Source organism: Actinobacillus capsulatus DSM 19761 (assembly GCF_000374285.1).
GTDB lineage: Bacteria > Pseudomonadota > Gammaproteobacteria > Enterobacterales > Pasteurellaceae > Actinobacillus > Actinobacillus capsulatus.
This window is the reverse complement of sequence record NZ_KB893932.1, coordinates 90,070-103,242: the sequence shown is the minus strand read 5'-3', so window position 1 is coordinate 103,242 and position 13,173 is coordinate 90,070. Positions and strand designations below refer to the sequence as shown.

11 protein-coding genes are annotated in these 13,173 nt (G+C 40.2%); 6 read left to right on the top strand and 5 right to left on the bottom strand.

Annotated features, from left to right (window positions below; genetic code table 11):
* The first annotated feature begins 1 nt into the window (after position 1).
* The 6 genes from C228_RS0103140 (at position 2) to C228_RS0103110 (ending at position 4,299) form a co-directional block, all read left to right on the top strand.
* Entirely contained in the window at positions 2-418 is a 417-nt protein-coding gene (locus tag C228_RS0103140; protein WP_018651249.1) for a DUF6911 family protein, read from the top strand.
* A 309-nt stretch (positions 419-727) separates the two neighbouring features.
* Positions 728-2,041 carry a VENN motif pre-toxin domain-containing protein gene (locus C228_RS13890; RefSeq protein ID WP_018651248.1) on the top strand — a complete coding sequence of 438 codons (1,314 nt, stop codon included), beginning with the start codon at positions 728-730 and terminating at the stop codon, positions 2,039-2,041.
* A gap of 11 nt (positions 2,042-2,052) precedes the next feature.
* A complete protein-coding gene (locus tag C228_RS0103130; RefSeq protein WP_018651247.1) occupies positions 2,053-2,433 on the top strand; it encodes a DUF596 domain-containing protein in 381 nt (126 codons plus the stop codon).
* Positions 2,434-3,157: 724 nt separating this feature from the next.
* On the top strand, positions 3,158-3,478 hold the full coding sequence (locus C228_RS0103120; protein WP_018651245.1) for a hypothetical protein: 321 nt from the start codon (positions 3,158-3,160) through the stop codon (positions 3,476-3,478).
* On the top strand, positions 3,460-3,873 hold the full coding sequence (locus C228_RS0103115; RefSeq protein WP_081618461.1) for a VENN motif pre-toxin domain-containing protein: 414 nt from the start codon (positions 3,460-3,462) through the stop codon (positions 3,871-3,873). Before C228_RS0103120 ends, C228_RS0103115 begins: the two co-directional genes overlap by 19 nt.
* A gap of 72 nt (positions 3,874-3,945) precedes the next feature.
* On the top strand, positions 3,946-4,299 hold the full coding sequence (locus tag C228_RS0103110; protein ID WP_018651243.1) for a hypothetical protein: 354 nt from the start codon (positions 3,946-3,948) through the stop codon (positions 4,297-4,299).
* Positions 4,300-4,615: 316 nt separating this feature from the next.
* On the opposite strand, the gene C228_RS0103100 is transcribed toward C228_RS0103110, so the two are convergent.
* The 5 genes from C228_RS0103100 to C228_RS0103080 form a co-directional block, all read right to left on the bottom strand.
* On the bottom strand, positions 4,616-5,842 hold the full coding sequence (locus tag C228_RS0103100; protein WP_018651241.1) for a uracil-xanthine permease family protein: 1,227 nt from the start codon (positions 5,840-5,842) through the stop codon (positions 4,616-4,618).
* Between the two features lie 158 nt (positions 5,843-6,000).
* A complete protein-coding gene (gene putA / locus C228_RS0103095) occupies positions 6,001-9,594 on the bottom strand; it encodes a bifunctional proline dehydrogenase/L-glutamate gamma-semialdehyde dehydrogenase PutA (protein WP_018651240.1) in 3,594 nt (1,197 codons plus the stop codon).
* Positions 9,595-9,711: 117 nt separating this feature from the next.
* Positions 9,712-11,226 (bottom strand): sodium/proline symporter PutP, encoded by a 1,515-nt coding sequence (gene putP / locus C228_RS0103090; RefSeq protein ID WP_018651239.1) that lies wholly within the window; start codon positions 11,224-11,226, stop codon positions 9,712-9,714.
* Positions 11,227-11,794: 568 nt separating this feature from the next.
* Positions 11,795-12,580, bottom strand: a complete 786-nt coding sequence (locus C228_RS0103085) for an IclR family transcriptional regulator (RefSeq protein ID WP_018651238.1) — start codon at positions 12,578-12,580, stop codon at positions 11,795-11,797.
* The gene (locus tag C228_RS0103080) at positions 12,577-13,155 is read right to left on the bottom strand and encodes a 5-formyltetrahydrofolate cyclo-ligase (RefSeq protein WP_018651237.1); all 579 of its coding nucleotides are present in this window, start codon (positions 13,153-13,155) and stop codon (positions 12,577-12,579) included. Before C228_RS0103080 ends, C228_RS0103085 begins: the two co-directional genes overlap by 4 nt.
* Positions 13,156-13,173: the final 18 nt, after the last annotated feature.

Below are 13,173 nucleotides of genomic sequence, written 5' to 3'. Positions count from 1 at the left end.
TATGAATATGCAATTCTCATGTACTTTGCACAGTGGAAAATATTTAGATAAGAAATATATTTCCATTTTATCAAAAGAAGAGCCTACTAAACAGGAAGTATTAAATGCATTAGATTCCCTCAAGAGGAATGTAGGTGCAGCAACATTAAAAATTGTTCCAGAACCTGATATAGGAATAACGGAATTATCTGTTGAGTGTGATGGCGAAAAGTACTTATTTACACTAGCCGAGTATTCAGAGGACGGATATTTACAGGTACGAACTAAGACGGATTTTGTCGGTGAATTAGGGCTAGTTAACTTTATGGGAGAACCTTATCCATCTAGTGCGGTCATAACGGATTTTGATTTTATTAAAAGTGTTTTTATTGAGTTTTTAGAAACAGGAAATGTATCTCAAGAATCTATGAGTCTGTAAGTTTTATTTCTACAAAGTTGTAGAAAAATTTAATTATAGGGAGTAAATCAGCCTCATTTCCAAGCGGTCAAATTTCCTAACTTTTTTGCAATTTGCAAATTTTTAGCGAAATTTGACCGCTTGTTTTTGTGTTGGTTTTACTCACTTGATGAGAGTTGAATACTAGCAAAACAGAAGAAAGAAGAAGCAGAGAAATGGCAAACTTCGGGAGAGCATAAACGCAAAGTTGATGCGGTTACTACGGCAATCAGTTTAGCTATCGCAGGTAAACCAACAGAAGCGGTAGTAGCGGGAGCAGCGTCTCCGTATGTGAATAGAGCGATAAAACAGCTGACAGAGCAGAGTGAAACGGCAAATATTGCAGCCCATGTATTATGGGGCGCAATAGAAGCGGAGCTGGCTGGCGGAAAAGCGAGTACGGGAGCCGTTGCGGCAGACGCAGCAGAGATAGGCGCAAGAGTACTCACGCAGGGGCTTTATGAAAAAGAGCCGCATGAACTGACGACGGAAGAAAAAGCGGAAGTGTTAGAGCTAAGTAAAGTCTTAGCTGGTTTAGCATCAGGTGCAGTGAACGGCGGCTCAAGTGTAGAAACGCTAAATGCAGTGAGCACTGGGGTAGAAGTAGCGAAGAATGCGGTGGAGAATAATCACTTTGGTGATGATATATCCCCTACGGAGGATCGTAAACAAACAGTAGAAATGTTTGCCAAAACGCTTTTCAAAGATAAAGAAAATGCGGAGGAGCTAGCAGAAACCTATTATGATGCGTTGCAAATGGGTGAAGCAAAATCTTTAGTTGAGGGTGTAAAAGGTACAGTAGAAGCAATTACAAACTTGGATGAAACTGTCGCAACGCTTGCGAATATTCTACAAGATCCAAAAGGTACATTTGATAAAGTAATTATTTCAGCGGAACAATGGAATAAACAACTTAACTGGGCATTAGAAAATGATCCTGTCTTAGCGGCAGAAATGCAAGGCTATATGGTAGGAGCAGGGAAATCGTTGGAGATGCCAAGTCTATTATTGACTGGAGAGGCAGCAAAAGTATTCCAGAAAGTTGTGAAAAATCATGCTGTGGGAGAAATTAAAACTACGGATGTTCGGAATTTAGGTGTTAATAATGCGAAGTTTAATTATGAGTTAAATAGTATAATTACTCAAAAATCGACTGCTATACATACACAAAAAACTCAACAAAGAGTTAGTGAGATAGCTCATCAGTTTAATAATAAATCTGTGGAACCTAAAAATATGAAAGTTACTATAAATGGTCAAACATATGCTACAAATCCAAGGACTAGTATCGGAGCTCCAGTATTTCAAGGTGTAAGTGATCAAAATGTAATAAGTTACTACAAAGAAATTTCTGGTGTAGATAAATTACCTAGCCCACAAATAATTCCTAAAATGAAGGATCTGAATGGTAATAGTGGTAAAGTTTGGACAATTAAGCCTCAACAAGGACCTCTAAAGGGTAGTACTATCAATTTAAGAAATTTCTCAACATCTCAAAATGATACAAATGCAAAGTATACTATTGAGATAATTCAACCTAAGGATAATAAGACTTGGGTATCTGGAATTAAATCAAGAAAAATAGAAATTAAGTTTCAGAATTAAAGAGGTATAAAATGAAGAATATAAATTATATTGAGGTAATTAAAGATTCTAAATTCAAAAATATCAATGCCATTTATTTTGCTTTAGAAGCATTTCTCATTGAAATTAATATTACAGATTATAATTTTACAAAGAGAGCATTTATTGAGTGCATAGAATATATCGTTACTTCTAAACAAGGAATCATTAAATTTAGAGAATGGGTGGAAAATCATGATTTACTAGATAAATCTAATTTAGAAATACAATTGAATTATATCTATAGGTCTTTCCCTGAAGAATATGATGAAGATATACCAGAAAAGGATATAAATAATCTTTGGTGGTATGTTAAGTGTCCTGTAGATATTGGTTGGTTGCAAGATAATGGAAATTACTTTTTTTGTGGCTAGGATATGTTTTCTAAGTAGTACTCATTTAAAACTTACAATTGTTATAAGAATTATAAGAGCTTTGGGCAGAAGCCTAGCTATATCGGGAGTAAAGAGAAACTGTATCAATAAGGATTCAAAGACAATCTGAAATGAAAGGAGTTCCTAATGGGTGGAATATGAAAAATCCAAATGGTACATTACATGATCCTAATATAGAAAGGTAAAACATTATGAGAAATTCCTTTAGTGTATATTCCCCAAATGTACTTGCAGGTTTCATTTATCCATCAAAATATTTGGAAATTTCTGCTGATTTTACAGAAATAGCCAATATTCCGTTTCTCCTTGGTGGTTTGAAGATTGTTATGATTCAGAGTTAGAAGTATATACTCAAGCATTGGAGCATTTTACTGGAATACAAAATTTAATCTCTTTTGCTCGAGATGGAGATTGGGCAGCTTGTTTTAACTTGCTTGATCACTCAGGAGATCCAAAAGTTTATGTATATGATCTTGGTAATCGAAATAACCACTACGAAGTTAAGAACTTTGAAGAGTGGTTAAAATTCATTATTTCTGAAGCTCAAGAGTAAGGGGGATGTGATATATAAGCGGTCAAATTCTCAAAATTTTTTGTAATTTGCAAGAATTTAGAGAATTTGACCGCTTTTTTGTGTTAGGAGTCGATATCCAATAGATGTAGTGTATATGTATCAGCCCAAATCAACCAAAATAAAGCGAAGGTGGATTACGCTCAAGTAAATCAACAGTCAGGCTTTAACATTGGAAAAACGTCAGGAATTAATGTAGAGGAAAACACACACCTAGCAGGCGGTGTGATTAATGCAGAGGGGGATAAAGCGAATCACCGGATGAAGACGGGTACGCTGAGCACGGCAGATATCGAGAACCGTAGTGATATTAAAGTGACAAGCGTGAGTGCGGGCGCAAGTAGTGATATGTCAAAAATGGCAGGTCACGCGATGGGCGCGGCATCACCGTATCTGAATAAGTTCATTAAGAAAGAGACAGAGGGTAATACAGAATCGAACCTGAAAGCCTGAGTGATAGCCAAAAACGGAATGTCGCGAATTTAAGCCAAATTGCGGCAGGATTGGCAGGAGGCCTTACAGGAGATAGTACGGCGAGCGGTATTGGTATTGTAGGGGTAGAGATTGGAAAACGGGCGGTGGAGAATAATCGTTTTGCAGATGATATATACCCAAGTGCAGATTGTAAGCAGACAATAGAAGTAATGGCGAAAGCAATGTTCAATGGAGATAAACAAAAAGCAGAAACATATTATGAACAATATGAGAAAGAGGTTAAAAAGTTACAATTGCAAGAGTATTTGGCTCTTATATTTGGAAGAGGCGTTTCTTCTGTCTCATCTAGCTCAACGATTATAACTGGTGGTTTAAGTGGCATATCTGAAATAGTAGGACAATTGATAGAGTAAGGTGGAGATGTTTCAAAAGTAGACCCTGTAAAAATTGGTATATCTACAGTAATTGGAGTTGTTACTAAAGATATGGGAGTTATAGGAACAACTGTAGTAAATACAGCTACAGAAGTTATTGATGCTTCCGTTAGAACAGAAGAAAACCCGATAGTCAAGGGAGGTACATCGATGATTACGACTGCAGTAGGCGGAGTTATTGGAAAAGGTATCGAAATTCCATTAAATAATAAGATAAACCCAAACTGGAAAAATTATACTGAAAGGAAAGGGTATTTGCCTTATGAAATATCAGAACCTTATAAGCCAAGCATAATTCCATCTTTATATGGGAATACTATAGATAATATTTCCTCTAAATCTGTAGAGAATAAAGTTGAAAATGAAATTGATAGTTCTTATAAGGGGCGTAATGATGAAAAATAAAATAATGAAATTTGCATTTTGTACAATTATATTTTTTCTTTGTTTTGGATTTGTTCATACAATATTGTCAATAGGAACGGAATTAGTCGGCTATTTTATTAATAGTAATCCTATAGATTTTCCTGAGTCTAAATATTATATAGGGTATGCGATTATGTCCCCTCTTATATCTATATATTATTTATGGGAAGTAGATAAGAGAAATAGATAATTGCGACTATTATGATATATAAGCGGTCAAATTTCTAAAATCTTTTGCAATTTGCAAATTTTTGGTGAAATTTGACCACTTGTTTTATAAGAAGAACGTTAAAAATTATTCTGCTTTTTTAGCTGCTTCTTTTGGGAGCAGTAAGTTCATCACAATTGCGGCGATTGCGCAGAGGCTGATGCCTTTCAGTGAGAACTCGCCAACGTTGATCAGCATGCCACCGATGCCGAAGGTCATGACTACTGAAACGATACAGAGGTTGCGAGCTTCGCCCATATCCACTTTGGCACGAATTAATGTACTCATACCAACTGCCGCGATAGAACCGAAAACTAACATCATAATACCACCCATCACTACGCCCGGAATGGTTTGTAGGAACGCACCGACTTTGCCACAGAATGAAATGGCAATTGCCCAAACCGCAGCAAAGGTCATTACACGCGGGTTAAAGTTTTTGGTGAGCATAACCGCACCGGTAACTTCCGCATAGGTAGTATTTGGTGGGCCGCCTAGGAATGCTGCTGCAGAGGTTGCAACGCCATCACCTAATAATGTGCGGTGTAAACCCGGTTTATTCATAAAATCTTTACCGGTTACCGAGCTGATCGCCATAATGCCGCCGACGTGTTCGACTGCTGGTGCAAGGGCGATTGGTAATAAGTAAAGAATCGCTTCTAACTTAAATTCCGGCGTGGTGAGTTTCGGTAAGCTAAACCAATCGGCATTAGTTACCGGGCTAAAATCAATGATGCCAAACACGAGCGAAAGGATATAACCAACCACAATTCCGAACATAATCGGGACTAATTTTATTAAACCTTTGGCAAAGACTGCTACGATAAGTGTAGTAATTAAAGTTGCCATTGAAATCAATAAGGCGGTATTTGGTTCAATGGTTGTGCCTTTGCCTAGTGCCATATCAACCGCAGTCGGGGCTAAACCTAAGCCGATAATAATGATTACCGGACCAACTACCACCGGTGGGAAAAGTTTTTCGAGAATATTTGCCCCTTTCCATTTCACTAATGAACTTAATACGAAGTAAACGAAACCGGTAAATACCAAGCCACCCATAGTGGTTGGGATGCCCCATTGCTGTACGCCGTATTGAATCGGTGCGATAAATGCGAAGGAAGAGGCGAGAAAAATAGGCACTTGACCTTTGGTACAAAGTTGGAAAAGTAGGGTGCCGATACCGGCAGTAAGGAGGGCTGTATTAGGATCTAAGCCGGTAATTAATGGCATTAATACTAAAGCACCAAATGCCACAAATAGCATTTGTAAGCCAACAAACACCTGTTTAGGTGTGCTGATAGTTTGATTTGTCATTTTTGTTTCAACTCTCGGTTTGAATTAACATACGTAAACACTACCTCATGGGATAGTCGGCGCATTATAGCCGAAAAGAAAATGACTTGCTAAACAGAAAATAAAAATCCCCTTAGTTTGTGGCTAAGGGGATAAATATTAAGCTGATTCGGGTAACGCTAATCCATTTCACTCATAAGTGTTGCATTACCGCCGGCGGCTGCAGTGTTAATGCTGATCGATTTTTCATGTACCAGCGGTAACAATGAAAGCGCCAATTCAAGGCTTTCCACATAAGTTAAAATCGCACCGTTACGCTCGGCATAATGTTGACGTTCTTGCATGGAAAGCGGCTCAAGTACAATCATTACACTTAATGCTCGGAAGCTATTAAAGTCATCTGCTACCATTAAGTATTCGGCAAATTGATGTGCGTATTCTGCTAACGGCGAACCCTCTTTAACCACCGCTTTACTGCCGCATACCGCAATAGCTATCAATGCTTTGATTTGTTCGAACAGTGAGCCATTACTTACTGCAATCATTGGGCGAGCTTCAAAGCGTAAATAGTTATTTTCGCCAGTAATGCCCTGCATTTTAAATACTTTTGCAAGCGGTGATTTTTTGCGTAAATTTTGCAAGAGAGTTAACGTTTCGCTTTGTTGCTCACCGCTAAGCGTTTGGCTAATGGCTTGCTCAAGTTTATCCGTCGCTATAACCGTTTCGCCTTCTAAATCAGCAAGTGTCCAAGCCTCGCTTTTTACCAATCGTTGTAGATAAAGCGGTCCGCCGGCTTTTGGTCCTGTACCGGAAAGTCCCATGCCGCCGAACGGTTGCACACCGACCACTGCACCGACCGTATTACGATTTACATATAAGTTACCAGCATGTACTTTGTCGAGCCATTGATTAATGGTGGTATCAATACGACTATGTAAACCGCTGGTTAATCCGAAACCGGTCGAGTTAATGTCATGAATAATTTGTTCGAATTGGTTGGCATTAAAGCGAATCACGTGTAGTACTGGGCCAAACACTTCATGTTCAATTTGTGAGATATGATCGATTTCAAGTAAGGTTGGCGGTACAAAAATCCCGTTCTGTTCCACCTCCGCGGCTATCGGCACTTGATAGTACGATTTTGCCACCGCTTTCATTTTTTCAATATGCGCCAGTAAGCGACTTTTTGCCGTGCGATCGATCACCGGGCCGACATCGGTATTCAGTAATTGCGGTTTGCCGACACGTAACTCCGCCATTGCACCTTTAAGCATCGTGAGAATGTGATCAGCAACATCTTCTTGTAGATAAAGTACTCGAAGTGCTGAACAACGTTGCCCAGCGGAATCAAACGCCGAGTTAAGTACATCCGCCACCACTTGTTCGCCGAGCGCGGAGCTATCCATAATCAAGGCGTTTTGTCCGCCAGTTTCCGCAATAAGCGGTACGATTTTGCTTTGTTTTTGCAAATTGCGGTTAATGGTTTTGGCGGTTTCGGTCGAACCGGTGAAAATCACGCCGTCCACACGAGGATCGGCAGTTAATTTATTACCGATTTCCGTACCGCTACCCGGTAAGCATTGTAAAATGCCTTTTGGAATGCCAGCTTGATAGCATAATTCCACCGCATAATGAGCCATTAAGGAAGTTTGTTCCGCCGGCTTCGCCAACACCACATTACCGGCAACTAAAGCGGAAACGACTTCACCGGTAAAAATCGCCAACGGGAAGTTCCACGGGCTAATCGCAACGATAATTCCTCTTGGATTCTGATACGCCTGCGGATTGCGCTTCACTTCATTTGCATAATAACGACAAAAATCGACCGCTTCTCTGACTTCGGCAATCGCATTATTCAGCGTTTTACCCGCTTCCCGCACTGCCAGATCGAATAAAATCAGCATATTGCTTTCCATTAAATCGGCGAGTTTCTCGAGAATTTCCGCTCTTTGTGTCGGAGGTGTTGCTTGCCAAGCGGTCTGATTTTGCTCGGCAATTGCAAAAGCTTTTTCGACATCTGACGGGTGAGTGAAAATGACTTCGCCGATTTGTTGGTTGTTCAATGCTGGATTAAAAATCGGTTTGGTGGTACTGCCTTCATAATAACTGTCGGCTAGCAACGGATAAGCTTTGTATTGTGTTTTTGCTAGTTGGTTAAGCTGTGTTTGGAGGCGTTCAAGCTGCAGCGCATCACTGAGATCGTAACCCCGAGAATTAACACGATCGTTAAATAAGTTACGAGGTAATGGAATTTTCGGGTGCATTGAGCCTGCAGTCTTTTCCGCTTTCAGCACCGGATCTTCGGTTAAGCTTTCGACCGATACTCGCTCGTCAACTAATTGATTGACAAATGAACTGTTTGAACCATTTTCTAATAAACGGCGCACCAAATAGGCTAATAAGGTTTGGTAAGAACCGACCGGCGCATAAACACGGCATTGAATATCAAGGTTTTCTTTGCCGACCACTTGGTCGTATAAGGTTTCTCCCATACCGTGTAAACATTGGAATTCAAACTTTTTGCCTTTGGCAAGGTGATAAATAGTAGCAAGTGTTTGGGCGTTGTGAGTGGCAAATTGTGGATAGATCACATCTTGAGCGTCGAGTAATTTTTTAGCACAGGCAATGTAATTTAAATCGGTATGCACTTTACGTGAGAAAACCGGATAACCGCTGGCACAGTCTGCTTGCGCTCGTTTGATCTCAGCATCCCAATATGCGCCTTTCACTAAACGAATCATTAGCTTACGTTGTTTTTCTCGTGCTGTTTGAATCAGATAGTCAATTACCGATAAACAGCGTTTTTGGTAAGCTTGCACCACAAAGCCAATACCCTCAAATCCTGCAAGTGCCGGCTCAGTTAACAAACGGTCGATGAGATCGAGTGAGATTTCTAAGCGGTCGGCTTCTTCGGCATCAATGTTGATGCCGATATCATAGCGTTTGGCAAGTAAACATAAATCACGTAAACGAGGATAGAGTTCTGCGACAACGCGATCGTGTTGCGCCAGCGAGTAGCGAGGGTGAATAGCGGAGAGTTTTACCGATATACCGGATGACTGATAAACGCCAAGCCCTCTTGATACCGCACCGACCGCATGTACGGAAGAGACATAATCTTGATAGTAGCGCTTGGCATCTTCTTCGGTAAATGCCGACTCACCAAGCATATCGTAGGTAAAGCGGAAGCCTTTGTTAAAACGAGCTTCGCTATTTTTAAGGGCAATTTGAATGGTTTCGCCGGTAACGAATTGTTTGCCTAGTAAGCGCATTGCAAAATCCATTCCTTGGCGGATCATCGGTTCTCCGCCTTTATTGATGAGTTGAATGAGCGTTTGGGAAAGTGAAGTTTCAGACAGCGAAAGCACTTTACCTGTAAATACCAGTCCCCATGCGGAAGCATTCACAAACAGAGACGGGCTTTTGCCTATATGCGACTTCCAATCACCTTTTGCGATTTTATCTTTAATCAGTTTGTCTCGAGTCGCTTGATCGGGGATACGTAGTAAAGCTTCAGCTAAACACATTAAAGCGATACCTTCTTGGCTTGAAAGCGAAAACTCGTGCATCAATGCATCGACACCACTGGCTTTTTGGCGATTAGCTCGCACCTTTTCGACAAGCTGACGGGTTAGCGCTTTAATATTCGGTTGATGCTCATCCGTTCTTGCTTCGGTTAAAAGCTGCTGCACAAGTTCAGTCTCATTAATACGATAGTGTTGACTAAGAGTAGGGCGAATCGAAGTGCTAGGGAGAAGATGATATTGTTGCATAATAGGCTCCTCAGTATGTTGTGTTTGCTTGTTAACAAGCGGTCGTTTTTGTCATATTTTTTACGTAACGCCAAACAAAAAAGCGATTCACTGTTAAACAGCAAATCGCTTTTGTTTTTATTTTACTTCGTCTAAATAAGACTTATCGGCTCGTTCGAAAGTTTCGATAACTTCTTTACTTGGTGCTGGCGTGATCAGTGAGATAATTACGATGGTAAACATTGCACTGATAAAGCTCGGAATCATCGAATACATTTCAGGCAGTGAAAGCGCTACGGTTAAGTCTTTCCAGAAATAAACGATTAATGCCCCGGTTAACATACCGGCAATCGCCCCAAAGCCGTTCATACGTTTCCAGAACAGTGATAATAACACGACAGGGCCAAATGCCGAACCAAAACCTGCCCAAGCGTCTTTTACTAAAGCAAATACTTGGCTATTCGGATCTTGTGCAATGTAAATGGCAAGCGCCGCTACGGCAAGCACCATTACTCGACCAAGCCAGACTAATTCTTTATCCGTTGCAGATGGGCGAATAATACCTTTATATAAGTCTTCGGTAATTGCGCTTGAGCAAATTAAAAGTTGTGCTGAAAGGGTACTCATTACCGCCGCTAAGATCGCTGATAATAAAACACCGGCGATCCAAGGATTGAATAATAATTTTGCCAGTTCAATAAAGATTTGTTCATTATTTTGGTTAACGACTTGGGCATTTTCTGGGAATTTAAAGAAGTATGCCATACCGAAATAACCGATACCGATAGCACCGGCAAGGCAGATAACCATCCAGGTCATACTGATGCGGCGTGCATTTTCAAGAGATTTGACACTTTCCGCCGCCATAAAGCGCACTACAATGTGCGGTTGACCGAAATAACCTAAGCCCCATGCTAATAAGCTTAATACACCGAGAACGGTTGTGCCGGTAAACATATCATTGTAATTCTTATTTGCAGCAACTTCGGCAAGTGCAATGCTTTCTTGCATCGCTTCAATGCCGCCTACGTTTAAGATAACGAAAACAGGCGTTAAGATGAGCGCAAATAACATCAGTGAAGCTTGAATTGTATCCGTCCAACTTACCGCTAAGAAACCACCGATAAAAGTGTAGAGGATGGTTGCAATCGCACCGTACCAAATGGCATCGGCATAAGGTACACCGAATAGATTTTCAAAAACTCGTGCGCCCGCTACTACGCCTGAAGCACAGTAAACCGCAAAAAAGAGTAGAAAAATAACTGCAGATAGGATTTTGGTTAGTTTGGTTTTGTCACCAAAACGATTATGAAAATATTCGGGTAAGGTTAGAGCGTCGCCACTGTGTTCCGTATGAGAACGTAGGCGGCCTGCAACTAATTTCCAGTTGAGGTAAGCACCGATGGTTAAGCCGATCGCTAACCAGCCTTCAATTAAGCCGCCTGCATAAATCGCACCCGGTAAGCCCATCAAAAGCCAGCCTGACATATCGGACGCTCCAGCAGATAATGCTGTCACAAAGCTGCCTAAACGGCGACCACCTAAGATATAGTCCGAAAGATTATTGGTAACACGATAGGCGATAAAGCCGATTAAGATCATTCCGATGATATAAATCAGGAATGTGGTCGTGGTAGGATCAAATCCAAACATAGTTATTCCTCTTATTCTTTCTATGTTTTAATTAGCGCACACAAAAAGGGCAAATTATAGCAAAAAATATCGGTAAAATGAATTTTTATCGCTATTTTACGCATTTCTATGCGGCTTATATCAAGATAAATAAAATTATTGTTGTTTGTTGATAACCTATACAGCTTGACTATAACTAATTTGCAAATGTTTGCAACAATTTTTTTACATTTAATCGTAAAAAAATGATCGTTTTTTTAATGAATTTAGTGTGCTTTTTGTCTGATTTTTTACAATGAAATTAGCAGTTGTACACAGGGGATATTTGTCAAGCGGATTTACAAGAAATATTTTTAAAAATTTTTATTAAAAGGACTGGTCAAATTTTAACTTATTGATTTTAAAGGAAATGTTATTTTGTGCTCAATTTTGAGCGAAAGAGATAGAGGCTAGGTTTTATCTAGGGTTAGCTTGTTTTTTAAAAAGAAATCCACAAAGTTATCCACAGAGATTGTGGATAGAAAAAATACCTGAATATAAAATCAGATCTTCGTGGAATTTTTGCAAAATTCGTTGAAGATCTGACCGCTTATTCCCCTTGCCAGCCTAACTCTTCAGAAATTTTTTGTGCAGTAGCGCGAAGTGCTGGATAAAGCTGATCGAAACCCAGTTGGCTCAAGCGTGCGGTTGATAAGGAGATGGAGACTGCATAATTTACTTTTCCTTGGTTATCAAAAATAGGACAAGCGATACAAGATACGCCCAGTTCATTTTCTTCATCATCCATTGCAAATTGTTGTTGGCGGATCTTGGCTAATTCGGCTTCCATTTCTGGAATAGTGGTAATCGTATTTGCAGTCAATTGGCGAATAACGTCGTGCTTTTGTTGCCAATATTGAGGAATATATTCAGGCTTATCATAAGCCAAAAATAATTTGCCTATACCGGAACAGTACAATTGTAATCTTTGCCCGATATAAGCTCTGGTTTTCATCATGCCGGTAGTCGGTTCTAACTTATAGATCAAAATAGCGTGATTACCTTCACGCATGGCAAAATTAACCGTTTCGCCCAATTTGAGATTAAATGCTTCAAGGTGAGGTGCGGCAATGTGCAGAATATTCAATGAACTTAATGCGCGCTGACCGATGGCAAGACATTTCGTAGTAAGGCGATAGCTACCGGTTGTAGGAGCAGGACGAACGAAACCTTCTTGTTGCAAGCTTTGTAATAGACGATGTACGGTGCTTTTATTTAATTGGGCGAGTTCTGAAAGGTGGGCGAGCGGGCAGCCGTTCGGATATTGAGAAAGTAGTTCGAGCAGTTTTAATCCTCTTACCAATGTTTGGCTCCCTGCTGATTCTTTTTCGGTCATTCTGTGTCTCCTAATATCAGATGATTGAGCGGTATATCCCAAGGCTCGACAGGAAGTTGTTCGATTAACTGGCAGTGATAAGCTAATCCGACACTTATTGCTTGAGTTTGAGCGAGGGTTCGATCATAAAAACCGCCTCCATAGCCTAAGCGATTTAGCTGGCTATCGCAAGCGAGAAGCGGGGTAAAGATCATCTCCAATTCTTCAAGTGGCTTTAGCTGACGAATATCAAGTTTAGGCTGCTGCATACCGAATACATGGCGTTCAAGTTGAGAAGACGGATGGTATTGCAGAAAAAGTAGATTACCGGAACTAAAAGGATGTAATACCGGCAGATAAATCGATTTACCTTGTTCAGCGAGGCGTTGCATTAGCGGTAGCGGTGAAATTTCTGCTTTAAACGGCAAATAGAAAGCAAGATGAGAAGCTTGATAATGATCAATCAAAGAAAGCGCCTGAGGTATAAGATTTAATGAGGCTGTAATTTGTTGATGTGTGGTAAGCTCAAGCCGTTTGGCCCGCATTTGATTTCGTATGAGTTGACGAGTTTCTTGCCGAAATTGACTAGTTTGCATATTGATATACCAAACATA

Bases quoted from the DNA above. Each gene is read 5' to 3' on its own strand.
- C228_RS0103140 (WP_018651249.1), top strand. From the start codon at position 2: ATGAATATGCAATTCTCATGTACTTTGCACAGTGGAAAATATTTAGAT.
- C228_RS0103130 (WP_018651247.1), top strand. From the start codon at position 2,053: ATGAAGAATATAAATTATATTGAGGTAATTAAAGATTCTAAATTCAAA.
- C228_RS0103110 (WP_018651243.1), top strand. From the start codon at position 3,946: ATGGGAGTTATAGGAACAACTGTAGTAAATACAGCTACAGAAGTTATT.
- C228_RS0103100 (WP_018651241.1), bottom strand. From the start codon at position 5,842: ATGACAAATCAAACTATCAGCACACCTAAACAGGTGTTTGTTGGCTTA.
- putA (WP_018651240.1), bottom strand. From the start codon at position 9,594: ATGCAACAATATCATCTTCTCCCTAGCACTTCGATTCGCCCTACTCTT.
- putP (WP_018651239.1), bottom strand. From the start codon at position 11,226: ATGTTTGGATTTGATCCTACCACGACCACATTCCTGATTTATATCATC.
- C228_RS0103085 (WP_018651238.1), bottom strand. From the start codon at position 12,580: ATGACCGAAAAAGAATCAGCAGGGAGCCAAACATTGGTAAGAGGATTA.
- C228_RS0103080 (WP_018651237.1), bottom strand. From the start codon at position 13,155: ATGCAAACTAGTCAATTTCGGCAAGAAACTCGTCAACTCATACGAAAT.